This window comes from Escherichia sp. 94.0001, from assembly GCF_013369155.2.
Lineage (GTDB): Bacteria > Pseudomonadota > Gammaproteobacteria > Enterobacterales > Enterobacteriaceae > Escherichia > Escherichia coli_F.
Genome location: NZ_JABWMS020000067.1, coordinates 1 through 24,162 on the forward strand (window position 1 = coordinate 1; position 24,162 = coordinate 24,162).

General features: G+C 48.2%; 28 protein-coding genes and 2 pseudogenes. 9 read left to right on the top strand and 21 right to left on the bottom strand.

Annotated features, from left to right (window positions below):
* The 4 genes and pseudogenes from ypjCB to HEN33_RS20665 form a co-directional block, all read left to right on the top strand.
* On the top strand, nt 1–1,179 hold a 1,179-nt coding region (ypjCB, locus tag HEN33_RS20650), incomplete at its 5' end, for a YpjCB family protein (protein WP_183083459.1).
* Nucleotides 1,180–1,549: 370 nt separating this feature from the next.
* Nucleotides 1,550–1,666: pseudogene (locus HEN33_RS26445) on the top strand (recombinase family protein); the annotation flags it as partial.
* Between the two features lie 264 nt (nt 1,667–1,930).
* A complete protein-coding gene (locus tag HEN33_RS20660) occupies nt 1,931–2,023 on the top strand; it encodes an ATPase (RefSeq protein ID WP_072004037.1) in 93 nt (30 codons plus the stop codon).
* A gap of 91 nt (nt 2,024–2,114) precedes the next feature.
* Nucleotides 2,115–6,788 (top strand): AIDA repeat-containing protein, encoded by a 4,674-nt coding sequence (locus tag HEN33_RS20665; protein ID WP_176263409.1) that lies wholly within the window; start codon nt 2,115–2,117, stop codon nt 6,786–6,788.
* A 653-nt stretch (nt 6,789–7,441) separates the two neighbouring features.
* Here HEN33_RS20665 and HEN33_RS20670 read toward each other — a convergent pair.
* The 7 genes and pseudogenes from HEN33_RS20670 to HEN33_RS20695 form a co-directional block, all read right to left on the bottom strand.
* A complete protein-coding gene (locus HEN33_RS20670; RefSeq protein WP_176263408.1) occupies nt 7,442–9,775 on the bottom strand; it encodes a primase-helicase zinc-binding domain-containing protein in 2,334 nt (777 codons plus the stop codon).
* Between the two features lie 14 nt (nt 9,776–9,789).
* Nucleotides 9,790–10,110: a DUF5375 domain-containing protein gene (locus tag HEN33_RS20675; protein ID WP_000856729.1), complete on the bottom strand. Its 321-nt coding sequence runs from the start codon at nt 10,108–10,110 to the stop codon at nt 9,790–9,792.
* Between the two features lie 135 nt (nt 10,111–10,245).
* On the bottom strand, nt 10,246–10,701 hold the full coding sequence (locus tag HEN33_RS20680; protein ID WP_000459294.1) for a hypothetical protein: 456 nt from the start codon (nt 10,699–10,701) through the stop codon (nt 10,246–10,248).
* Nucleotides 10,694–10,981: a hypothetical protein gene (locus HEN33_RS20685; RefSeq protein WP_001244665.1), complete on the bottom strand. Its 288-nt coding sequence runs from the start codon at nt 10,979–10,981 to the stop codon at nt 10,694–10,696. The genes HEN33_RS20680 and HEN33_RS20685 overlap by 8 nt, the downstream gene beginning before the upstream one ends.
* Nucleotides 10,974–11,171 carry a host cell division inhibitor Icd-like protein gene (locus HEN33_RS27130; RefSeq protein ID WP_001365039.1) on the bottom strand — a complete coding sequence of 66 codons (198 nt, stop codon included), beginning with the start codon at nt 11,169–11,171 and terminating at the stop codon, nt 10,974–10,976. The genes HEN33_RS20685 and HEN33_RS27130 overlap by 8 nt, the downstream gene beginning before the upstream one ends.
* 24 nt (nt 11,172–11,195) lie before the next feature.
* Nucleotides 11,196–11,528, bottom strand: a pseudogene (locus HEN33_RS27135) (ash family protein); the annotation flags it as partial.
* Nucleotides 11,525–11,791 (bottom strand): helix-turn-helix transcriptional regulator, encoded by a 267-nt coding sequence (locus HEN33_RS20695; RefSeq protein WP_176263407.1) that lies wholly within the window; start codon nt 11,789–11,791, stop codon nt 11,525–11,527. The pseudogene HEN33_RS27135 and the gene HEN33_RS20695, both read right to left, overlap by 4 nt.
* A 551-nt stretch (nt 11,792–12,342) precedes the next feature.
* Here HEN33_RS20695 and HEN33_RS20700 point away from each other — a divergent pair.
* From HEN33_RS20700 to HEN33_RS20710, 3 genes are all read left to right on the top strand, one after another.
* The gene (locus HEN33_RS20700; protein ID WP_176263406.1) at nt 12,343–13,077 is read left to right on the top strand and encodes a glycoprotein 3; all 735 of its coding nucleotides are present in this window, start codon (nt 12,343–12,345) and stop codon (nt 13,075–13,077) included.
* A complete protein-coding gene (locus tag HEN33_RS20705) occupies nt 13,074–13,574 on the top strand; it encodes an ogr/Delta-like zinc finger family protein (RefSeq protein ID WP_000638628.1) in 501 nt (166 codons plus the stop codon). Before HEN33_RS20700 ends, HEN33_RS20705 begins: the two co-directional genes overlap by 4 nt.
* A 73-nt stretch (nt 13,575–13,647) precedes the next feature.
* Nucleotides 13,648–14,208: a phage polarity suppression protein gene (locus tag HEN33_RS20710; protein ID WP_176263405.1), complete on the top strand. Its 561-nt coding sequence runs from the start codon at nt 13,648–13,650 to the stop codon at nt 14,206–14,208.
* Between the two features lie 198 nt (nt 14,209–14,406).
* On the opposite strand, the gene HEN33_RS20715 is transcribed toward HEN33_RS20710, so the two are convergent.
* On the bottom strand, nt 14,407–16,044 hold the full coding sequence (locus tag HEN33_RS20715) for a hypothetical protein (RefSeq protein WP_183083460.1): 1,638 nt from the start codon (nt 16,042–16,044) through the stop codon (nt 14,407–14,409).
* Nucleotides 16,041–17,246: an integrase domain-containing protein gene (locus tag HEN33_RS20720; protein WP_001702960.1), complete on the bottom strand. Its 1,206-nt coding sequence runs from the start codon at nt 17,244–17,246 to the stop codon at nt 16,041–16,043. Before HEN33_RS20720 ends, HEN33_RS20715 begins: the two co-directional genes overlap by 4 nt.
* Nucleotides 17,247–17,896: 650 nt before the next feature.
* Between HEN33_RS20720 and HEN33_RS20725 the strand changes: the two genes are divergently transcribed.
* Both HEN33_RS20725 and HEN33_RS20730 read left to right on the top strand, forming a co-directional pair.
* Nucleotides 17,897–18,142, top strand: a complete 246-nt coding sequence (locus HEN33_RS20725; RefSeq protein ID WP_001467558.1) for a hypothetical protein — start codon at nt 17,897–17,899, stop codon at nt 18,140–18,142.
* Nucleotides 18,143–18,153: 11 nt separating this feature from the next.
* Nucleotides 18,154–18,921: a hypothetical protein gene (locus HEN33_RS20730; protein ID WP_000035091.1), complete on the top strand. Its 768-nt coding sequence runs from the start codon at nt 18,154–18,156 to the stop codon at nt 18,919–18,921.
* A gap of 41 nt (nt 18,922–18,962) precedes the next feature.
* On the opposite strand, the gene HEN33_RS20735 is transcribed toward HEN33_RS20730, so the two are convergent.
* The 12 genes from HEN33_RS20735 to HEN33_RS20785 form a co-directional block, all read right to left on the bottom strand.
* On the bottom strand, nt 18,963–20,141 hold the full coding sequence (locus tag HEN33_RS20735) for an Arm DNA-binding domain-containing protein (protein ID WP_097426565.1): 1,179 nt from the start codon (nt 20,139–20,141) through the stop codon (nt 18,963–18,965).
* On the bottom strand, nt 20,096–20,305 hold the full coding sequence (locus HEN33_RS26450; protein WP_000521940.1) for a hypothetical protein: 210 nt from the start codon (nt 20,303–20,305) through the stop codon (nt 20,096–20,098). The genes HEN33_RS20735 and HEN33_RS26450 overlap by 46 nt, the downstream gene beginning before the upstream one ends.
* Before the next feature lie 8 nt (nt 20,306–20,313).
* Nucleotides 20,314–20,460, bottom strand: a complete 147-nt coding sequence (locus tag HEN33_RS20740; RefSeq protein WP_001030150.1) for a hypothetical protein — start codon at nt 20,458–20,460, stop codon at nt 20,314–20,316.
* Nucleotides 20,461–20,463: 3 nt separating this feature from the next.
* Nucleotides 20,464–20,706, bottom strand: coding sequence for a DUF4222 domain-containing protein (locus HEN33_RS20745; RefSeq protein WP_000457735.1), 243 nt, complete (start codon nt 20,704–20,706; stop codon nt 20,464–20,466).
* Nucleotides 20,707–20,793: 87 nt separating this feature from the next.
* Nucleotides 20,794–21,297 (bottom strand): DUF551 domain-containing protein, encoded by a 504-nt coding sequence (locus HEN33_RS20750; protein ID WP_000628781.1) that lies wholly within the window; start codon nt 21,295–21,297, stop codon nt 20,794–20,796.
* On the bottom strand, nt 21,294–22,064 hold the full coding sequence (locus HEN33_RS20755) for an ead/Ea22-like family protein (protein WP_153782079.1): 771 nt from the start codon (nt 22,062–22,064) through the stop codon (nt 21,294–21,296). The genes HEN33_RS20750 and HEN33_RS20755 overlap by 4 nt, the downstream gene beginning before the upstream one ends.
* Before the next feature lie 44 nt (nt 22,065–22,108).
* On the bottom strand, nt 22,109–22,330 hold the full coding sequence (locus HEN33_RS20760; RefSeq protein ID WP_000774248.1) for a TraR/DksA family transcriptional regulator: 222 nt from the start codon (nt 22,328–22,330) through the stop codon (nt 22,109–22,111).
* 98 nt (nt 22,331–22,428) lie between these two features.
* Nucleotides 22,429–22,644 (bottom strand): hypothetical protein, encoded by a 216-nt coding sequence (locus HEN33_RS20765; RefSeq protein ID WP_000188857.1) that lies wholly within the window; start codon nt 22,642–22,644, stop codon nt 22,429–22,431.
* 76 nt (nt 22,645–22,720) lie between these two features.
* Nucleotides 22,721–22,912 carry a DUF1382 family protein gene (locus HEN33_RS20770; protein ID WP_000548537.1) on the bottom strand — a complete coding sequence of 64 codons (192 nt, stop codon included), beginning with the start codon at nt 22,910–22,912 and terminating at the stop codon, nt 22,721–22,723.
* Nucleotides 22,885–23,067 (bottom strand): DUF1317 domain-containing protein, encoded by a 183-nt coding sequence (locus HEN33_RS20775; RefSeq protein ID WP_000682316.1) that lies wholly within the window; start codon nt 23,065–23,067, stop codon nt 22,885–22,887. Before HEN33_RS20775 ends, HEN33_RS20770 begins: the two co-directional genes overlap by 28 nt.
* Complete coding sequence (locus HEN33_RS20780) at nt 23,064–23,744, bottom strand: lambda exonuclease family protein (RefSeq protein ID WP_176263267.1); 681 nt, start codon at nt 23,742–23,744, stop codon at nt 23,064–23,066. Before HEN33_RS20780 ends, HEN33_RS20775 begins: the two co-directional genes overlap by 4 nt.
* The coding region (locus HEN33_RS20785; protein WP_000343033.1) for a recombinase RecT at nt 23,741–24,162 on the bottom strand (422 nt) is incomplete at its 5' end. The genes HEN33_RS20780 and HEN33_RS20785, both read right to left, overlap by 4 nt.

Genomic DNA, 24,162 nt, shown 5'->3' on the forward strand with positions numbered 1-24,162 from the left:
AAAGTATACAACGTACACTTTGATAATAATCAAGAGTTAGTTGCTGATGGTGAGCCTGACGTAGTATTTTTAAAAAAAACGGTGTGGGAAGACCTTCTCGTTAAACTAAAGCTGGAGAACAAAGAAAATGCGGTTTCTGAAATTAACCTGTCATCTAATAAAAATAATGTTGATCAGTTTATTGAATGCGCTAAGAGAAATGAACAGACCCTATTCGACAATATAAGAAAAAGTGATTTTCATGTTGCTTCACTTCAGCCAGGTAGAACGCGTAGTGTTATTTCAGAAACGCCGCCAAATGACTGTATGGAATCACCTAATTTATATGAAAACCACACAGATAAGGTTTCAACTGTAACTAAAAATTCTCAGCAAGTTAAAGGTCACTATGGAGATAAGTTGAAAGAAATACAGTTGTTCCTCAACCAGATGAGCAATGCACTTCAACAGGATTCATCTTTGTTAGAGTCAAAGGAACACACCATAGATATTCAAGAAAAAACGAATAAGTTTGTGCAGCATTTTCAGCGGGTATTATTTGATAAAAATGGAAGGTCATCAGAGTTTCTACTTAATTTTTATGAGTGTTGCTATAAGTTTTTACCAAGAGCGCAGCCTCAAGATAAAATCGATAGCTATAATTCAGCACTGCAAGCTTTTTCCATCTTTTGTTCATCTACGTTGACACATAATAATGTAGGGTTTAATTTCAAATTATTTCCAGAAGTCAAGCTGTCTGGAGGAGATCTTGAAACGGTATTCAAATACAAAAATGGAAATTTTGTCTGGGAGATAGCCAGAATTAAAATTACTCTCCCAAAAGAAGAGGGTGGTTTATATAATTTAGGTGGATTGGACTTTAAGGGGTGCTTCTTTTCTGGACAGAACTTCAGTAACTATGATATTAAATATGTGAACTGGGGGACGTCATTGTTTGATGTTGATACTCCGTGTATTTTTAATACGCCTGCTAACAATGAGAGTTATGAAAAATCATTAAAGCCTGTGAGCGAAAACGGTTTAAATGGAGTCTTATCTGATCGTAATAAAAAAATAAAAATGATCACGGGCGTGGCACCATTCGATGGTATTTCATCTATGGATGATGACTTTGATGATAGTTCCTCTGAGGATGAGCCCGTTGAGAATAGTCCTGTTGTGACTAGGCCCCTTGTATAAAGTTCTAAAAGCAGTTTTCAATGATAAATAAATGGCGATTTTTACAAAGAGATAATAACGTAGATTGAAATAATATGTATTATTGATTGAGTAAACGGGATTATTCTTCACACTGCATCCATTTTGCTGTCACTACCAAAGTAAAAGGGGCTACGCTTTCACGTAACCCCTTGATTTATTTGATGAGTTGGCGGTATCTGAACTGGTGCTGTAATTGGTTGAAATATTTCATCTAATGTCTGGTTCAACTTTCCTTAGCTGCCTAAAAGTTTTTTTGATATTACCCATCAATAATAGGGTTACGGTGTACCACGCCTGACTGATGAACTGCGTGCTCAGAGTTACCACTTCAGCACATAACCGTGGCAGCAGGCCCCGACAGAACAAACGGCTCAGGACATTATCGGTAGGGGACGTACTGGTAGTCTGTAAACTAAACCGACTGGGGCGCAGTATGCGGCATCTTGCCGTGCTGTTGGAGGAGCTGTGAGAACGTGGTATTAACTTTCGTGCTCTGACTCTACCAATATTTGCCCAACAATGGGGGACGAAAGCTGTAAAAGTAAAACAATCTGCAATCTCAATATTATTGTGTGATTTTTATGTGAGCAGAAGATATTCATCAGAAACGATTATGTAAATCATTTTATTTTTCCGACGGCTTCAATGTCGAAAGAAAAGAATACGCCCGTATTTCCTGAATAGATTGATTTTTTTATCCAACCACACTTCAGCGCACTGCGTTTAAAAAATGCCTCTTTCTTATGCGGAATATCATCATTTCATCATGATGTCTTTGATGAGCGGTGAACACAATACATTTGCGCTGTCTCTTCAGGATTAATCCCCTGGTCTGGTGCCTGTGGGCTGATGTTGCAGCAGAGCTAAGGTTGCTTAAACGCTACTCAGTATTCACTTTTCAGAGGATGAAATTTATGAACAGGACCAGTCCCCATTATTGTCGTCGCTCAGTACTTTCCTTATTGATATCTGCCTTGATATATGCTCCGCCCGGGATGGCGGCCTTTACCTCTAATGTTATTGGTGTGGTAAACGATGAGACTGTAGATGGTAGCCAAAAAGTAGATGAACGAGGTACAACAAATAATACTCATATTATCAACCATGGCCAGCAGGATGTTTATGGCGGGGTATCTAATAGAAGTCTTATTGAATCTGGTGGCCGTCAATATGTATCAGCCAATGGTACTCATCAGGGGCAGGCCAATAATACAGTCATTAACGGTGGCAGCCAGACAATTCTGGACGGGGGAATTTCCACAGGGACGATAATCCAGAGTGGCAGTCAGTATGTTTATGTAGGTGGTACCAGTAATGCAACAACGATAATAAGCGGTCGTTCAACAGTAATGGGGGGAACTGCGAATGGAACAATAATTAATGGTGGGAGCCAGTCAGTATCGAGTCAGGGGCGTGTTGACGGTACGACGATAAATATGTCCGGGTATCAGGAGATTACGCAAGGAAGTCTGGCAACGAACACAACAATAGATGGGGGGTGGCAGTATGTGGACTCAAGCAGTGTAGAAAATACTACCATTAAGAATGGAGGCGAGCAAAGAACAGTTAAGAGCCATGCGCTGAACACCACAATAGATGGTGGTCTACAGGTTGTCGATTCAAGTACCGCAGAAATAACCACCATTAAGAGTGGAGGAACGCAACAATTAAATAACAGCCAGGCTATGTTCACCACGATTGAAGGCGGAACTCAGTCTCTGAATAGTAAGTCAACGGCAAAAAATACTCAGATCTATTCTGGTGGTACGCAAATTGTTGATAACACCAGCACCTCGGATGTTATTGAAATTTATTCCGGTGGCGTGCTTGATGTTAGAGGTGGTATGGCAACAAATGTTACTCAGCACGATGGCGCGGCTTTAAAAGCAATGACTGACTGGTCGACGGTGAGCGGTACGAATAGTGAAGGGGCATTCTCTATTCACAATAACGTGGCAGACAATGTGTTGCTGGAAAACGGTGGTCATTTAGACGTATATGGTTCGGCAAACAAGACAATTATTAAAGATAAAGGAACAATGTCAGTTTTAACGAATGCTAAAGCTGATGCGACCCGAATAGATAATGGCGGCGTTATGGATGTTGCCGGAAACGCGACAAATACCATAATTAATGGTGGCACACAGAATATAAATAATCATGGTATTGCCACGGGAACCAATATCAACAGCGGAACACAAAATATCAAGAGCGGCGGGAAAGCTGACACGACAAATATCTCCTCCGGGAGCCGGCAGGTTGTTGAGAAAGATGGTACGGCAACTGGCAGCAATATTAGCACCGGAGGCTCGCTGATTGTCTATACCGGTGGTATCGCACATGGGGTTAACCAGGAGACGGGCAGTGCTTTAGTTGCCAACACGGGCGCAGGGACTGATATTGAAGGATACAACAAGCTCTCTCACTTCACTATTACCGGAGGGGAGGCTAATTATGTTGTGCTGGAAAATACCGGCGAACTGACGGTAGTGGCTAAAACCACGGCGAAAAATACTACCGTTGATGCTGGCGGTAAGCTGATTGTCCAGAAGGAGGCTAAAACAGATACCACCAGACTTAATAATGGTGGCGTTCTGGAGGTTCAGGACGGTGGTGAGGCTAAGCATGTTGAGCAACAATCCGGCGGCGCATTAATTGCTTCCACGACTTCCGGAACACTTATCGAAGGAACCAACAGTTATGGTGATGCTTTCTACATCAGGAATTCAGAAGCTAAAAATGTAGTGCTGGAAAACGCTGGCTCATTAACAGTCGTTACTGGTTCCCGGGCAGTTGATACGATTATTAATGCCAACGGCAAAATGGATGTTTATGGAAAAGATGTTGGCACTGTACTCAATAGTGCGGGCACTCAAACAATATATGCCAGTGCCACTTCTGATAAAGCAAATATCAAAGGTGGCAAGCAAACGGTATATGGTTTAGCCACTGAGGCAAATATCGAAAGTGGTGAACAAATTGTTGATGGTGGGTCAACAGATAAAACGCACATCAAAGGCGGCACGCAAACCGTTCAGAATTATGGTAAGGCGATCAATACCGATATCGTCTCTGGCCTACAACAAATTATGGCAAACGGGACAGCGGAAGGTTCCATTATTAATGGCGGTTCACAGGTAGTTAATGAGGGCGGTCTGGCTGAAAACTCGGTACTTAATGACGGCGGCACACTCGATGTGCGGGAGAAAGGCAGCGCTACGGGGATACAGCAGAGTAGCCAGGGCGCGCTGGTGGCAACCACCAGGGCGACGCGGGTCACAGGGACACGCGCTGATGGCGTCGCGTTCAGCATCGAGCAGGATGCGGCGAACAATATCCTGCTGGCAAATGGCGGCGTGTTAACCGTGGAGTCAGACACCACTTCCGCCAAAACACAGGTCAATGCGGGCGGACGGGAGATCGTCAAAACAAAAGCCACTGCGACTGGCACGATGCTTACCGGCGGTGAACAAATCGTCGAGGGTGTGGCGAATGAGACAACGATTAACGACGGCGGAATACAAACAGTTTCGGCTAACGGTGAGGCAGTAAAAACAACGATTAATGAAGGCGGTACGCTGACAGTCAACGATAATGGCAAAGCGACAGATATCATCCAGAACAGCGGTGCCGCTCTCCAGACGAGCACGGCTAACGGTATTGAAATCAGCGGTACTCACCAGTACGGCACCTTTTCCATTGCCGGAAATTTAGCGACCAATGTGCTGCTGGAAAATGGCGGTAATTTATTGGTATTAGCAGGTACCGAAGCTCGCGATTCCACGGTTGGCAACGGTGGGGCAATGCAAAACCTGGGTCAGGACTTCGCCACAAAGGTTAATTCCGGTGGGCAATATACCCTTGGTCGGTCAAAAGATGAGTTTCAGGCTCTGGCCCGGGCAGAAGATCTACAGGTCGCTGGCGGGACGGCAATCGTCTACGCAGGTACGCTGGCGGATGCATCGGTCAGTGGCGCGACAGGAAGCCTGTCGTTAATGACGCCACGGGATAATGTTACGCCAGTTAAACTTGAAGGGGGGGGCCGGATTACCGATAGCGCGACATTAACTATCGGAAATGGCGTCGATACGACGCTTGCCGACCTGACGGCTGCCAGCCGGGGCAGTGTCTGGCTTAACAGCAATAATTCCTGTGCAGGCACCAGCAACTGCGAATATAGAGTAAACAGTTTGCTCCTCAACGACGGTGATGTTTATTTATCAGCACAAACAGCAGCGCCTGCCACAACTAACGGTATCTACAATACGCTGACCACCAGTGAACTTTCCGGCAGCGGTAATTTCTACCTGCATACCAACGTTGCAGGCTCCCGGGGCGATCAACTGGTCGTCAACAACAACGCCACTGGCAATTTTAAAATCTTTGTTCAGGATACCGGCGTCAGCCCTCAGTCTGACGACGCGATGACGCTGGTGAAAACAGGGGGAGGGGATGCTTCGTTTACGCTGGGTAATACCGGCGGTTTCGTTGATCTTGGGACCTATGAGTATGTCCTGAAAAGCGACGGCAACAGCAACTGGAACCTGACCAATGATGTCAAACCCAACCCGGACCCCAACCCAAATCCGAAACCGGATCCAAAACCAGACCCAAAACCGGATCCGAAACCAGACCCGACTCCCGATCCAACGCCGACACCCGTCCCGGAGAAACGCATCACGCCTTCTACGGCAGCCGTACTCAATATGGCAGCAACATTACCGTTGGTCTTTGATGCTGAGCTAAACAGTATTCGCGAGCGGTTGAACATAATGAAAGCGAGTCCACACAACAATAATGTCTGGGGGACGACGTATAACACCCGTAATAATGTCACCACCGATGCGGGTGCTGGGTTTGAGCAGACGCTGACCGGAATGACGGTGGGGATCGATAGCCGTAATGGTATTCCTGAGGGGATTGCGACGCTGGGCGCTTTTATGGGTTATTCCCATTCACATATCGGTTTTGATCGTGGAGGACATGGCAGTGTGGGCAGTTATTCTCTGGGGGGCTATGTCAGCTGGGAACATGAAAGTGGTTTCTATCTGGACGGTATCGTGAAGCTGAACCGCTTTGAAAGTAACGTAGCCGGTAAAATGAGCAGCGGTGGAGCCGCCAACGGCAGTTATCGCAGCAACGGGCTGGGCGGTCACATTGAAACCGGGATGCGATTTACCGATGGTAACTGGAACCTGACGCCGTATGCATCGTTAACGGGGTTCACCGCTGATAACCCCGAATATCATTTATCCAATGGCATGGAATCGAAATCAGTCGATTCTCGCAGTATATATCGTGAACTGGGCGCAACGCTGAGTTACAACATGCGTCTGGGGAACGGCATGGAAGTTGAGCCGTGGCTGAAGGCGGCTGTGCGCAAAGAATTTGTCGATGATAACCGGGTGAAAGTGAATAATGACGGTAATTTTGTCAATGATTTGTCGGGCAGACGTGGAATATACCAGGCAGGTATTAAAGCCTCATTCAGCAGTTCGTTAAGCGGGCATCTCGGGGTGGGGTATAGCCATGGTGCCGGTGTGGAATCCCCGTGGAACGCGGTGGCTGGTGTGAACTGGTCGTTCTGACCATCAACGAAAAAGCCCACATCTGTGGGCTTTCATATCACCAGGAGCCGCGGCTCCTTTGTGTATCCTTTTTTGTCTCCTCACCGTCTGGTCGGTGTCTTGCTGAGACTTCTAACTTCCTGTTTTTGTTGGTGTTGTCCTTGCACTGTCCAAGCTGGCGGAGTTTGAATAAATATTGTATTGCTTTGATTTTTAATGATTTTGTTTAATTCAGTTTTTGTGCGTATACCTAATCGTATACCAATGGCTGTAAGTTAATGTGAAATGAAAGCGCATTTTTACTTGGATTGATGCTATATCGTACAGGAAAAAAATTTTTTTTCGAGAGAACTGTTCACACTGTTCACCTTTCTTTTTTCTCCTTTTATTTCAGAGTGATAGGTGGTGAATAATGGGTGAAGGGTGAACATTCGATTCTTCACCTCCGGCATTCTGCCGGTGTGACTCATACCGGTGATTAATCCCCCGTACTGAAATCACTCAGGAAGAAAAAAGTTTTTTTTGATTTGATTGTTCACACTGTTCACCTTTCGTTTTTCTCTTTTAATTTCAGTGTGATAACGGGTGAATATACGGTGAAGGGTGAACAGTGGATTGTTCACCTTCGGGGGATGTCGGGATAAAAAAAGACCGGCAGATGCCGGTCAGGTGGGTCAGGCTGTTGTAGGGTCGTCACATTTTGGCAGCCAGTCGCCGTAGCTTTCCTCTTTCAGCGTCAGGTTGGTCTGTATCCCCTGTTTGGTATGGCGCTTCTCGTAATTCAGCCCGTATTCCTTCAGCATCACCGGCAGCCCCAGCCCGAACATTTTCAGACTGAGTACATTCCGGTAGCCGTTTGCCTCCATGTAGGCCAGATAGGCGTGATAGAGGTATTTACGGTAATTACGCGGGATGATACTGGCGTTCCCCATATACATGCCGCTGGTCTGCGGCAGGGTTTCCAGATAGCCGATAAAATCAAACGTCGGGTCGGCATCCCGTTTGATGTTCAGCGCCTCGTCTGAGTTCTGCTGGGACTGAAGCAGTGACCGGGCGAGCATCGGGTCGCTGAACTTCTGCATCAGGTGACGCACGATGACCGCCAGCTCGCGGGTGATTTTGTCCTTAAGCTGCGGGTCGCGCTCCTGCGGGGCTATCTGTTCCGGGAAGTGAATAATCACCCGCCGGCGTGACACGCCGCCGCTGCGGTCGGTGAAGCGCATCGGGTTATTGTTCACGGCCAGAATCACCGCCGGGATATGCGTGGAGTACGCATCCCGGTATTTCGGGTCCACGGACACCGCATCGCCGCCGGTGATGGCCTTGAGTCCGGCACCGTCGCCGCTCCATTTTTCCTGGTCCGGCAGGCGTATCAGTGAGAAGCCAGTTAACGCGGCACGTTCACGCGGGGATTCCAGCGTCTCAATGGTGGCCGACGTGGCGTTATCCTCCCCGGCCAGCAGGGTGGCTATTTCGGCCATGATACTTTTGCCGCTGCCGCCGGGACCGGTCACCTCCAGAAAGAGCTGCCAGTCGTAGCGGTTTGCCAGCACCATAAACAGTGCGGCCAGAATCACGTCGCGTTTTTCCGCACGGCCACCGGCGGCACGGTCAAGCCAGCGCCAGAACGCGGGGGCGTGGGTTTCCAGCGTTTCCCCTTCCACCGGCGGGGTGAAATCCACATCGCACAGGGTGCGCATCCAGTGTGACGGACTGTGCGGGTGGAACGTGCCGTTCTGCGTGTCGAGCACGCCGTTACGAAAGCCAATCAGGCGGCGGGAGGGGGCTTCCTGCTGCGGAATAATCAGCTTCAGGGTGTCCACCACGGAGGCCACCTTCCCGGAGGAGAACGGCGCGCGCAGCCGCTGAAACAGCCCGGCCACATCCCGGGCAAAGTCCTGTGGTGGCAGCACCTTCCAGACACCATTTTCATAACGGGACAGAAGCTGGCCGTTGGCATCAACCGCGAGCGCCTCGCCGTAATGCTCATAGATACGCATGGCCTTTTCGCTGGTACTCATGGCGGAAAACTCCGCTTCGCTCATGGTGTCGAACGGGCTTTCAGCCGGTGGCCGGATGGCATCATAAATGGCCTTACGGGTGGCTTCCCCGCCGTACTGCGTGAAGGCATCATTCCAGTCACCGAAGACCGGCGGCAGGGCAACAACACCTTCACACGCATCTGCGGATGCGGCGGCCTTTTTCTGGCCGTCACCGCTGAGGTCACGGTCAGCAGCAAGGACAATCTGACAGGCCGGATGCTTCTGCCGGGCAAGGCTGGCCAGAGAAAGGAGATTCACGGAAGAAAGCGCCACCATCACCGTTTCACCGGTCAGGTGATGCACGGTAAGTGCGGTCGCGTATCCCTCCGCTATCCACAGACGTTTTCCGGCCTGATTCTGTCCTTCAAGGGTGTGACAGGTGCCCCTGACCTGTCCGCCTTTCAGGGTGCGCTTACGGCCGTCAGCACTGATTAACTGAAGGTTAACCAGTTCGCCGCTGTCGTCATACAGTGGCACCACAAGGTCACCGGCACGCCAGCTCACGCCACCGGCTCTGTGTGTGCCGGTCAGCATCCGGCATTCCCGGCCGGGAAAGCCCTTGCGGGTCAGGTAGGCGTTACCGGTTCCGGGACGGGTTTTCGCCATCAGGGTTTGTGCCAGTGCGGCGGCGTTCTTCCGGGCAGCGTCTGTTTCAGCACCGGCGGCAGCCGTCACTGCCGGGTCAGCCGGGGGCAGGCTGCCGGTCACGGCAGCCACCTTTGCGGCCGCATCGGACGGGGAAACACCAAACACCTTTTCAACCAGTTTCAGGCCGTCACCGGCACCACACTGATTGCAGTACCAGGTGCCGCGCCCCTCCCTGTCATCAAAACGGAAGCGGTCACTCCCGCCACAGACCGGACAGGGCTGATGACGGTTTTTCAGCACCTGAATCCCCAGCGCCGGGAGAATACGCGGCCAGTGGCCGAGCGCATGGCTGACGGTGGCGGTTACATTCATTTTCATGGTGTTGTTCTCCTTCAGTGCAGTACCGGCGCTTTTATGTGACGGGCACAGAGTTCATCCATCACAACCAGCCCGAGAAAGGACAGCGACGGCGCGGCCTTCAGGGGGCCGGATTCCATTAAATCTTCCAGCAGGGCACAGGCTATCTGACGCCCTTTTTCCTCACCGTGCTGGCGCAGATAAAAGCCTTCCAGCTCAGCGGCGATGGCCGCCTCCAGTGATTCAAGGGTGAGATGCGGGTAGCGGTGCTGACGTTCGCACACGGTCAGCCAGGCACAGGCGACAGCACGACGGTAAAGGGCTGCGCGTAAGACGGGCGGTAAGGGTGTTTTCATTTGCTTTCCTCCCTGTGACAGATGACTGCATTCCGTGCCGGTTGCATTAACTGATAAGGCATATCTGCGTCTCCTGAAGACGTGCGTATCCCTGCGCGAATACGCACATTTAATTTTTCGGGTGTCGTTTTTTAATTACAGATAATTGCGGTAACTGTTATCCGGTGTGATTTCCGGGTCAGGCTCCGTGCGGGGGATTTCCCGCCATTCCCGCGCCACCGGTGCCGCCCGGCTGACCGGAACAGGGTCCTGCGGGTAAATATCCAGATATTTCTCCCGCCATTTCTGTAATTCCGGGTCTCCGGCCATTTCTTTCAGTACCGCATGCCGGTTTACGGGGCTGCGTTTAAACAGGTCAGGACGGTCACAGGTAAATTCCCGCAGAAAACGCCCCAGCGGGATGTCTGTGGTGCGCCCGTCAGCGAGGATACGCACAAGGATACTGAATTTACGGCGGTACGGGTTCCAGACAATGTCCGGGCAGCGGTACGGCATTTCCCACGGAATACCGTCTTCCAGAATGCCGACCACGGCCACATCGGGAAAACCGGCAGAACGGTAAATCTCACCGGGCTGGGGAAAATCAAACATGCGTCCTGTCTCCCCGGTCTTTCTGCTGGGCGAGAAAATCGCGGCACAGGCCTTTGGCTTTCAGCTCATTCAGCACAAAATCAATATCTTCATTCAGGTAACTGAAAATATGCGGAATGTAGAGCTGATGCAGGCCGGAGAGTTCACGGTGAATCAAATCACCCCCAACAAACTGGGATACGGCGCTGGCGCGGTTGAGCTTATGGTAAGCCTCAATGCTGAGGTGTTCACGGGCGTCATGACGCGCTGAGACGGTCTGAGGGGCTTTTTTATTACGCACGGGACACCTCCACCACCGGCAGACGGGCAGCAAGGGAGAGCACATAGTCACGGACAAGGGAACGGCGGGCGCTGCGTTCATCACCGGCGACGGTGCGAAGCATGCAGATACGGGGATGACGGTCTGCGCGACGGACAGCCGCAAACACAAAGACAAATTCAGGGTGTGAGGGGGTAAGGGTTGTAGCCATGATGGCAGCCTCCTTGAAGTAACAGTTACAGCTACCACTGGAGTTCCTACGCTCATGGGTGGTAGCCCGGACGGGGGTAGGAATACCGGCCTTCAAGGAAACCGGCCAGCCCGAAGGCTGCCCCGCCCGGACCACCATTATCTGACAGAGGCTACGGTTTAAAAACCACAGCCAGAAAAACAGGTGTGCCGAAGCAACGACGTAAAAAAAGACGCATGGCGCGTCATATGTCGCCTTGAAGTAACTCGGGTTCCTACGCCCGGCTGCCGATTTTGCGGCAGCGGAAAAACTATATCCGCAAATGCCGGAAAAAGGCAAGCCAGAAAAAGGGACTTTTTGCAGAGCGGGCATCATCATGCGTCATACCCCCGTTTGCGTCCGACAATGCGGCCGGCCATCCATGCGGTGACTTCAGAGTGCAGCCAGGCCACATTTTTACCGCCAAGACTCACCTGCGGCGGAAATTCCCCCTTACGGATGAGTTCATAGATGGTCGAGCGTGACAGGCCGCACAGGTGCATCACTTCCGGCAGACGTAAAAAACGCTCCTGCGTGATGTCCGGCAGCGGCATCAGTGGCGTCACAGGGGCGGGAGACGGGGAAGAAAAAACAGCTTGCATCGGGCTACCTCGTTAATGTCCATACAGCACCGGATAAGTCCGTCCGGCTTCGGGTAGCGCTTTATTTTGTGAATATTTTCGGCAGACGCAACAGGGGGGATTTGTTCCGGCAGCCTTACAATGGCTGTGTATTTTTTGTACATCAGCGCCAGATAGCTTTAAAACGCTCTGGAAGGAGCTGGAAAAAATTATAGTGAAATACAAATTGTTTTTTCTTATTTATTTCAGTGAATTAATAAAAATAAAAAGTAATAAACAGCACAAAAAGCCCATCAACGGGTGAACAGTGGTGAACAGACGGTGAACAGTCATTACTGCGATTGTTCACCATTTAACTTACTGTATTACTTATCTTTTTTCTTATGGTGAACAGAGGTGAACAGTAAAATATAAAAAAACAAACAGTAAGCCGGTTTTTCCTGCGACCTTTTCCTGGCTTGCCGGTCTGAGGATGAGTCTCCTGTGTCAGGGCTGGCACATCTGCAATGCGTCGTGTTGTTGTCCGGTGTACGTCACAATTTTCTTAACCTGAAGTGACGAGGAGCCGGAAAATGTCTGACAACACCATCCCTGAATATCTGCAACCCGCACTGGCACAACTGGAAAAGTCCAGAGCCGCCCATCTTGAGAACGCCCGCCTGATGGATGAGACCGTTACGGCCATTGAACGGGCAGAGCAGGAAAAAAATGCGCTGGCGCAGGCCGACGGAAACGACGCTGACGACTGGCGCACGGCCTTTCGTGCAGCCGGTGGTGTCCTGAGTGACGAACTGAAACAGCGCCACATTGAGCGCGTGGCACGCCGGGAGCTGGTACAGGAATATGACAATCTGGCCGTGGTGCTGAATTTTGAACGTGAACGGCTGAAAGGGGCGTGTGACAGCACGGCCACCGCCTACCGGAAGGCACATCATCACCTGCTGAGTCTGTATGCAGAGCATGAGCTGGAACACGCCCTGAATGAAACCTGTGAGGCGCTTGTCCGGGCAATGCATCTGAGCATCCTGGTACAGGAAAATCCGCTCGCCAACACCACCGGCCATCAGGGCTACGTCGCGCCGGGAAAGGCTGTCATGCAGCAGGTGAAATCATCGCTGGAACAGAAAATAAAACAGATGCAAATCAGCCTCACCGGCGAGCCGGTTCTCCGGCTGACCGGACTGTCAGCGGCAACACTCCCGCACATGAATTATGAGGTGGCAGGCACACCGGCACAGCGCAAGGTGTGGCAGGACAAAATAGACCAGCAGGAAGCAGAGCTTAAGGCCAGAGGGCTGCTGTCATGATTTACTGCCCGTCGTGTGGACATGTTGCTCACACCCGTCGCGCGCATTTCATGGACGATGGCACCAAGATAATGATTGCACAGTGCCGGAATATTTATTGCTCTGCGACATTTGAAGCGAGTGAAAGCTTTTTCTCTGACTGTAAAGATTCAGGAATGGAATACATTTCAGGCAAACAGAGATACCGCGATTCACTGACGTCAGCCTCCGGTAGCATGAAACGCCCGAAAAGAATGCTTGTTACCGGATATTGTTGTCGGAGATGTAAAGGCCTTGCACTGTCAAGAACATCGCGGCGTCTGTCTCAGGAAGTCACCGAGCGTTTTTATGTGTGCACGGATCCGGGCTGTGGTCTGGTGTTTAAAACGCTTCAGACCATCAACCGCTTCATTGTCCGCCCGGTCACACCGGACGAACTGGCAGAACGCCTGCATGAAAAACAGGAACTGCCGCCAGTACGGTTAAAAACACAATCATATTCGCTGCGTCTGGAATGAGGGCTGCCGGTTAACCCCGGCCGTCGCCGCACACCGTATTTTTATTCTTCAGCATGATGAGAAAGAGATAACGATGGAAAGCACAGCCTTACAGCAGGCCTTTGACACCTGTCAGAATAACAAAGCAGCATGGCTGCAACGCAAAAATGAGCTGGCAGCGGCCGAACAGGAATACCTGCGGCTTCTGTCAGGAGAAGGCAGAAACGTCAGTCGCCTGGACGAATTACGCAATATTATCGAAGTCAGAAAATGGCAGGTGAATCAGGCCGCCGGTCGTTATATTCGTTCGCATGAAGCCGTTCAGCACATCAGCATCCGCGACCGGCTGAATGATTTTATGCAGCAGCACGGCACAGTACTGGCGGCCGCACTGGCACCGGAGCTGATGGGCTACAGTGAACTGACGGCCATTGCCCGAAACTGTGCCATACAGCGTGCCACAGATGCCCTGCGTGAAGCCCTTCTGAAGGGGGAAAAAATTAATTATTCCGCACAGGATAGCGACATTTTAACGACCATCGGATTCAGGCCTGACGCGGCTTCGGTGGATGACAGCCGTGAAAAATTCACCCCTGCGCAGAACATGATTTTTTCGCGTAAAAGTGCGCAACTGGCATCACATCAGTCTGTGTAAAACTCCCCGAAAATCCGTCCGATTTTACTGAAAAAAGCCATGCATCGATAAGGTGCATGGCTTTGCATGCGTTTCCCTGCCTCATTTTCTGCAAACCGCGCCATTCCCGGCGCGGTCTGAGCGTGTCAGTGCAACTGCATTAAAACCGCCCCGCAAAGCGGGCGGGCGAGGCGGGGAAAGCACTGCGCGCGTGGAGATTTATTCTTTTATAATTTCTCTTTCACGAAGTTCGGCGAACTCAGACCAATCAGACTCGTTTATTCCAATTAGGTTCGAACCAAAATAAAGTTTTGGAGTTGGCCAACGACATTGCTTACCAATAATATCAATACAACACCTAGCGAAAATTTGTTCTTCGATGTTAGTAAGAATCGTTTCGTATTGATCTATCATAGGCATTGAGTCATAAAAACCTCTGCATCTATCAAAAACAAATAAGTCCGTATGCATTGTGCGAGTTTTTGCTTTATATTTCCATCGCTTATGCATTTTCACGTTTACATGGTATGGTGCACCTAACTGATTAAGTGCCACCTCTAACCAAAGGTGGGGTAAAGGAATGTCACAGAATAAACCACCTCTAGCATCAGGAATTGCTTTTATTATTTGGGGTATTGCATTGAGCATTCGCTGAGATAATAGCTTTCTAGCTCCTGTAAGCATTGAGTGAAATGATTCCCGAAATTGCACGGCATTTAAAATGGATACACCTTCTTTAGCGGTGGTGAAAAAGCTCTTAAAGTAAGATGAAATACTTGTTCCTGAGCCATTTAATGAATCAATGAAATTCCAGAATGGGTAGCTTTCATTATCTAGGAATCTGTTTCCTAAAATGGCGGGGGACGATGCTTCACCATCTGTTGATATTAATGTTTTGAAAAAGTCAGTTGATCCAATTTCTGCAAAGGTTGCAGTTACTTCAGCTTTTTTATCATTAAATAATTGTCTTTTTAATGAGTTATTTTGTAGAAAACGAAGTGTTGGACTAATCATTGAAGCATAGTGCATTACATAACTTGTTGAAAAGGCAGAGTACGCTCCGGATATGTTAGTCTTTATAACTTTTGCTAATGACTTTATATCATCGTATCCTTGTGATGTGGGGGATTCAATAAAAAGTGAAAAATAATCATAGTTATCATCATAATCATCATCATTAGTTTTGTTAATTACAGATGATTCAATTATTTCGTGATTCATGAAGTAACTTGCAAGAAATGTTGCGTTATCTTCGTTAGCATCGGGTTCGCAAGAGTTTACAATTAACACCCCTAAATCTGATAGGGCCTGATTGTCAAATACAGAGTTTATTACTCCAAGGGGAGGGCTCTTTTTAGTCAATAACGAACTTGTAAAGTCAAGGTAAATAATATCAAAGGTATGATGTGTGGTTTTAAAAAAATCCCCAATAGAACCAGGGAATATTTTTAATTTTGGATAGAATTCTTTAGCTTTTTGTAAGGCAGTGTTATATGAATTGTTATCAATTTCAAAAGCCCAGATGTTTTCTATTCTAACATCTAATGATAAGAGTATATCCAAGTCATTTTCTGGTTCAGGGCCGCAAAAGAAAGCAATCTTTAGTTCACTTGCAGCTTTAGGTTTATAACTATCACTTATTTTTTGCACCCAATTATAACCATTGCGTAATACAATGCTCTCATCATATATAGCAACTTGATTTAGTGTATCTTTCCAACAAAAATCTATAAGATTTGTTAAATAGTTTGATTCTAAGATTCTTGAGCTCTCAGCTTGGGTTGTCAACCTTGCGATAGCTGTTTCCCATATGTTTAATCTTGATTTTTGTTTAATGGTTTGCTTATAAGTATTCATTTATTCACACTCTTCGAACTAATACAAAATAATCCCCACCAGTTCATTAAATCTTTTCTTTGAACCAGGTAGGTTGAACGATTATAGGCTTTACGAACTTCATTTTTATCACTGTGAGCTAAAGCTGCTTCAATAACATCCGCATTGAACCCAGCTTCATTCATTGCTGTACTTGCAATAGATCGGAGGCCATGAGCAACTAGCTTTCCTCCAAAACCAATACGTTTTAAAGCTGCATTAGCAGTTTGGCTATTCATTGATTGCTTAGGATCATTTCTGCTAGGAAAAATATGTTCACGATGAGCACTGATGGGCTTCATCACTTCCAAAATATCTAAAGCTTGGGGTGATAAAGGAACAATGTGCTCTCGTTTGGCTTTCATTCTCTCTGCCGGAATAGTCCAGAGCTTTGTATCAAGATCGAGCTCTGCCCAACGAGCACCAGAGGCTTCAGAAGGACGCACAAGTGTCAGGAGTTGCCATTCAATGAGACAGCGAGTCGAAACAGATAGGTTTGACATAGCTAAAGAACGCATCAGCTTCGGCAATTCTTCTGGCCGCAATGTTGGCATGTTTTGCTTTTTGGGCTTCTCAAAGGCCATCCCAACCCCCGATGCTGGATTGGCATCAATCAGACCAGTGTTTACAGCGTAAATCATTATCTCGTTAATCCGCTGTATCAGTCGACGTACAGTTTCAAGAGCCCCACGAGCTTTGATTGGCTCAAGAGCTTCGACTAGCGTACGGGCTTTGATTTGTTGGACGGGAATCTCTCCAATGGCTGGGAATATGTCTTTTTCCAGCGAGCGCCATATATCTTTAGCGTAATCAGGGGAAACACTTTTGCTTTTTATCTGGAACCAGTTGGTCGCAACAGTCGAAAAAATACTGTCTAGAGCTATCTGTTGTTGTTCTTCGATAAATTCAGCTTGAACTTGTGGGTCTATACCATTAGCCAACAAAGCAAGGTAATCCGCTCTTAACCGTCGAGCATCAGCAAGTGAAAGGGCGGGGAAAGCACCAAGCCCCATCATTGTCCGCTGTTTTGTTGCTGGACGTTGATAACGGAAACGCCACAACTTCTTACCGTTCGTTTTAATGAGCAGAAAAAGGCCATCGCCATCATGTAACGTTAGATCCTTTTCTAACGCTTTAGCGCGCAGAACTTCTGTGTTGGTCAGGGGGCGTGTCGTTCTTGCCACTGTGGCTGCTCCTTCATGAATTGGTATACGCGTTTAGGTATACATCCTACCGTATACCTAAACGTATACCAATAATCACTGGATTTAGCTGGATATCCTCGGACAACGGTAGACACAAAAAAACCCGCAGAGCTTGTGCCATGCGGGCTTTCAGGATTTCTCCGGACGTATCCGGAAGAGCAAGTGGTGGAGCTGGCGGGAGTTGAACCCGTATCCGAAAAATTCTTAACCAATTGAATATTAATGATTTTTCTAATTTAAAATACCTCACGTGCATTTTACGTGCATATTGTAGTACCTCTAACGTCCTGATTCTGTCCAACATTTTGAAGTGTTTAGGCGCCACTGGGGCGGTGATTAGCGCTGTTTTGTGCTGTTCATAGCACTTCAAGACTATTCAATTCAGAGCAATCGTTGAAGAATTACCCGCAAGGTAATATCATACTATTTAGATAACTGCGGTTATCACCATCAAGGGCCACTGATGACGCTGTTATCATCAGTGGCTTTTTGTACCTTCACTGCACAGCTAGTGAAGTGTTGAGGAGACTAGCATGAGAACAGTAGCGAGAAGATCGATACAGACGATTGAGCGTCGGACTCAACTCGTCAGTTCTTTTGTTGACTCAAACACAGCAAACGAGTTCTTCGTGAGAAGACTGAGTGATCGTGTCTCCCCGGCACGTCAGCTGTTTATTGTGACATTGAACAATGAGGTTCGTGACGGTGACGTGATCCCGTTCGCTGAGATCGCCATGAACAAAGAAAAATTGCGCTATGTTGTGAAGCCAGCAGATCAGTATCCTCAGTATGTAAGCAGTAATCTGCTGAAGAAAATTGAAGCGGCAATTGCTCTATACATGCAGAAGAACTACAGGGAAATTAACTACCATTAAAAGGTTGCTGAATGGCTCCTGCGTTAATACCTTCATATAACAAGGACTTGAACATCACGCCATTTGGCGAAAAACGTCTTATTGAGTCATTCTATTTTTTCACTGCCGAGGCTGGCTTACTGAGGGCTGATGAGTACATTGTCAGTTCTGGTGAGTTTCAGTACTACTTGGATGTGTATCAACTGGGATGTTCCACCGACGACTTTTTTTTAGACTATGGCAGTGACCTTCTTGATTCGAAGGTTCCAATGCAGGATCTGGTCAATACCCTCTTGGGTCTTGATATGGTAGACGATAACAAAACGATAAGAATAGGTCGTATACAGTTCAACGACTTTAATTTTATCGAAGAGAACGGTCAGATGATGACCGGAAAGCAAGTGAAAAGCGCTGTTATCGCACAGGATTTCCAATCAGCAGGTTTGGCGCGTGAGATCTATAAAATGCTTGCGCGAAAGCATGAGTTTCTCATCTGCGATAACATTCAAAGTATTGCCGGTGGTGCTCTTTGGGCTAGTAGCATCATTCGAATTGCCGAGGTACGGATCTACAATTCACGCACGAAGAAATTTATGGACATACTTGGTCCAGGTGCGCGTGGTGTTTCAGGTACTTTGCCATGGAGTGCGAATGATCTGTCTGTAGATGAGATTGTTCGCTGGGGTCGTGCGTATGATGATGAAAACTGTTGTCGTCACATTGTACATGTTATCTGTAAGGACCGACTCATTGACGATCAATTTCATGATTATGTTTCGATAGGTGGCGCGACAGAATAACCATCAAAAAGACCCGGCATTTGCCGGGTTTTTTCTTCAAATCACTTCTTCATTCCAGCTTCCATTGCGGTTTTCCCGTCGTATTCAGCCAGGTATTTACCGTAATTGCGGAACAGCATTTCCGGCCCCTTATGCCCCATCTGCCCGGCAAGCCAGAAAAGGTTTACACCCTGGCTAATGTGTCTGGTGGCGAATGTGTGGCGCGTCTGGTACGGGTTACGGTAGCGCACACCAGCTTTTTTTAGGGTCGGCACCCATGCTTTTTTACGGATAGCGTCGGCGTTCGTCCAGGGATCTCCCGTTTTCGGATCGCTGAATATGAACTCACTTTTCATAAAGGTGTATTGCTTCTGCGCCTGCAGGGCCGCCAGCGCCTCACTGTTCAGCTCCACCTTACGGGTACCGGCTTTTGTCTTGGTGCCTTTAAGTACCCCTACGACACTGGCCGCCTGTATGTGCGCTGTATTACCTATAAAGTCGATATCGGTCCAACGTAATGCGCATAGCTCAGAGCTGCGTAGCCCTGTATTGAAGGCGAAGCGGAACAGATTCTGCCATTCCTGATACTTGCAGTGCTGATATATGGCACTGGTTTCCGCAGGCGCAAACGGATCAACTTCGTAATCGTCGGCGTTCGGTTTACTGTCGACCACGTGATACCGGCTGGCGCTGACAAGAGTTACCGGGTTAATAGTCAACAGGCCATCAGTTACAGCCTCATCAATGGCGCTGCGCAGAAATGACAGGTTATTCCTGATTGTTTTCAGCTTAGTTTTTCGGCTGGCTATCCAATTTTTTAGTACCGCAGGCGTCAATTCTGTTACATGTAGTTTATGTAGCTCTGATAGTGCTGATATACATTTTTCGTAACCGCCAATGGTTGACGGCGACAGATTGCGGTTCATGCAAATTTTCAGGTATTCATCAAGATAGGACTTAATATTTTTGGTTTTCTTTACTATACCGAATAACTCCAGTTTTTTGGAACTGGGGAAATATTTCGCATATTCAAACGTTCCGCTGGCGATCTGATTTTGTATCTCCCCTAGCAGGCGCTCAGCATATTTAATACCACGTGTATTTGCCTCAAGCCGAGACAGGGGCTCCCTGCAAAGAACCCCTTTATATGTGAAAGTGATAACTAGTGTTGAAGCAGTTTTATGCTTACGAATAGTTACTCCTCTTGGCAGAGATAATAATCCTTGTTCTTTCTTGCCCATTTTGAAACCTCTATTAAGTCGACCCAGCGTTCTTTAACTCCATCGACTTTTAATACATGAACCCCTTCTTTCCATATTCCTCTTTGTATCCGTTTGTTAACGGCATCAACCGTTTCTCCCGCGTCGCGGCAGTAGGTTGATATAGGCACGCAATCCAGCCCCATACATCACCTCACACAACACTCAGCCCACGGCAGTGGCACCACACGTCAAACATTCGCTTCACAACTTCACGACAGTAGAAACCGTCACCATCTCGCGTCAGGTCATAGTGATTGCCGTAACGCTGGTGGACCCATCGTTCAAATGCTTTATTCATTCTTTACTTCCTTTTCATGGCTCGTAATTTTTTCAGATGAGCTTCCTGCTCTGTTTCTGCCAGAATTTGTCGGTATTCCTGGTGATCAATCCGTTCAAACAGTTCATTAAAATCGTTTATTTTTACCGACTGTGTTCGCCCATCCATTCTTCTGTACAACACAGTGTTGTTTATGCAGCGAAGAATTTTTATCGGATAGCCGGCGCTATCGGTGTATATCTGACCACGTTGAATCAGAGCGAACATTCCTTTATCCCCAGCGGAAAAGCGAATACAGAATAAATGCCACCGCTATTGCAACTCCTACAGCGGTGAATGCTTCAGGCCAATTCATCACTTCACCTCCTGCGGCGGTTCCGGTAGCGGCATCCAGTGGGTTACCTCTTTGAGATACAGGTCTTCGCCATCACCGTCATCCCAAGTGGGATTGCCATCATTAAACCAGTCGCCATATACGCCGACCTGAGTGTTGGGGATGTTTGGCGGGTAGTTGTTTTTAAAGTCAGCCGCTAACACATAGCATTGTCGCTCTCCCATTTCTGGCATTTGCTCACTACAGCTTATCCAACCATCCGGAGTTACCGGAACTGGCGGCGCGGCATATAGTGGTTTAGGTGATACCTCCGCACGTTTTGCGTATGCTTCAACTGTGTCAGGATTAAACAGGATTATGTTTTCGCCGCATTCCCACGCTATTGGTTTTGCTTCCAGTGATGCCAGCGCAATTCTTGCCAGTTCTTCCGCTTCTTCTGCCGGCAGTACAACGTTGCTACCCGGTCCGTATGTTTCGCGCCACTGCTTGATTGTCAGCAGTCGCTCTCTGGTAATAGTGATCATAATTGGTCATTCTCTGCTTTAGCTGTGCGTTTGGCTTTTTCGCGTTTATGGCTCTCATAAAACCATCGGTGCAGCTCCGTTAGCTCTTTATCAATAGGCTCATATTCACGGTCAAAATATGCCTGAGCATTTTTTTCATCTTCGCCAGGTAATTCGCCTGGTCCAAACAAAATGTTATAAATCCACATCAGTGCATTTTCTGCATTACCGGTTTCTCTCCATTCGATAATCGCAGCCTGCATGACCAGAATGTTTTTGCCAAAAAATAGATCGAGTTCTTTAAATCGCTTCCGAATATATTCGTTTTCGTCTGCAAGAGCTGTCGTGCGTTTTTCTGAGGCTTCAAGTAACGCCTGCTTATCGCGTAGCGCTTCTTCCAGTTCAGCAACATGGCATTCACTATCAATAAGGTTGTTCTCTGTGGCTTCCTGTTCTGATTTGCGCATCAAAACAACGTGCTTTAATGCGTCCTGGGCTTTCTGAAATTTCAGCGCATATTCAGTGGCGATTTTTTCCAGTTCAGCAATATGCTTACTCCCATCCGAGATAACACCTTCGTAATACTCACGCTGCTCGTTGAGTTTTGATTTTGCTGTTTCAAGCTCAACACGCAGTTTCCCTACTGTTAGCGCAATATCCTCGTTCTCCTGGTCGCGGCGTTTGATGTATTGCTGGTTTCTTTCCCGTTCATCCAGCAGTGCCAGCACAATCGATGGTGTTACCATCTCATGGAAAAGGTCCACATCAAATCCCCAGTCGTCATGCATTGCCTGCGCTGCCGCTTCACGCAGTTCCTGATAGTTAATTTCGCTCACTTCGAACCTCTCTGTTTACTGATAAGCTCCAGATCCTCCTGGCAACTTGCACAAGTCCGACAACCCTGAACGGCCAGGCGTCTTCGCTCATCTATGGGATCGCCACACTCACAACAATGAGTGGCAGATATAGCCTGGTGGTTCAGGCGGCGCATTTTTATTGCTGTGTTGCGCTGTAATTCTTCAATTTCTGATGCTGAATCAATGAGGTCTGCCATCTTTCATTAATCCCTGAATTGTTGGTTAATACGCTTGAGGGTGAATGCGAATAATAAAAAAGGAGCCTGTAGCTCCCTGATGATTTTGCTTTTCATGTTCACCGTTCCTTAAAGACGCCGTTTAACATACCGATTGCCAGACTTAAGTGAGTCGGTGTGAATCCCATCAGCGTTACCGTTTCGCGGTGCTTCTTCAGTACGCTACGGCAAATGTCATCGACGTTTTTATCCGGAAACTGCTGTCTGGCTTTTTTGATTTCAGAGTTAGCCAGACGGGCAATGCTGCGAAGGGCGTTTTCTTGCTGAGGTGTCATTGAACAAGTCCCATGTCGGCAAGCATAAGCACACAGAATATGAAGCCCGCTGCCAGAAGAATGCATTCAGTGGTTGTCATACCTGGTCTCTCTCATCTGCTTCTGCTTTCGCCACCATCATTTCCAGCTTTTGCGAAAGGGATGTGGCTAACGTATGAAATTCTTCGTCTGTTTCTACTGGTATTGGCACAAACCTGACTCCAATTTGAGCAAGGCTATGTGCCATCTCAATACTCGTTCTTAACTCAACAGGAGATGCTTTGTGCATATCGCCTCCCGTTTATTATTTATCTCCTCAGCCAGCCGCTGGGCTTTCAGCGGATTTCGGATAACAGAAAGGCCGGGAAATACCCAGCCTCGCTTCGTAACGGAGTAGACGAAAGTGATCGTGCCTACGCGGATATTATCGTGAGGATGCTTCATCGCCATTGCTCCCCAAATACAAAACCAATTTCAGCCAGTGCCTCGTCCATTTTTTCGATGAACTCCGGCACTATCTCGTCAAAACCCGCCATGTACTTTTCATCCCGCTCAACCACGACATAATGCAGGCCTTCACGCTTCATACGCGGGTCATAGTTGGCAAAGTACCAGGCATCTTTTCGCGTCACCCACATGCTGTACTGCACCTGGGCCATGTAAGCCGACTTTATGGCCTCGAAACCACCGAGCCTGAACTTCATGAAATCCCGGGAGGTAAACGGGCATTTCAGCTCAAGGCCGTTGCCGTCACTGCATAAACCATCGGGAGAGCAGGCGGTGCGCATACTTTCGTCGCGATAGATGATCGGGGATTCAGTAACATTCACGCCGGAAGTGAATTCAAACAGGGTTCTGGCGTCGTTCTCGTACTGTTTTCCCCAGGCCAGCGCCTTAGCATTAACTTCCGGAGCCACACCGGTGCAAACCTCAGCCAGCAGGGTGTGGAAGTAGGACATTTTCATGTCAGGCCACTTCTTTCCTGAGCGGGGCTTTGCTATCACGTTGTGAACTTCTGAAGCGGTGATGACGCCGAGCCGTAATTTGTGCCATGCATCATCCCCCTGTTCGACAGCTCTCACGTCGATCCCGGTACGCTGCAGGATAATGTCCGGTGTCATGCTGCCACCTTCTGCTCAGTGGCTTTCTGTTTCAGGAATCCAAGAGCTTTCACTGCTTCGGCCTGTGTCAGTTCTGACGATGCGCGAATGTCGCGGCGAAATATCTGGGAACAGAGCGGCAATAAGTCGTCATCCCATGTTTTATCCAGGGCGATTAGCAGAGTGTTAATCTCCTGCATGGTTTCATCGTTAACCGGAGTGATGTCGCGTTCCGGCTGGCGTTCTGCAGTGTATGCAGTATTTTCGACAATGCGCTCGGCTTCATCCTTGTCATAGATACCAGCAAATCCGAAGGCCAGACGGGCACACTGAATCATGGCTTTATGCCGTAACATCCGTTTAGGATGCGACTGCCACGGCCCCGTGATTTCTCTGCCTTCGCGGGTTTTGAATGGTTCGCGGCGGCATTCATCCATCC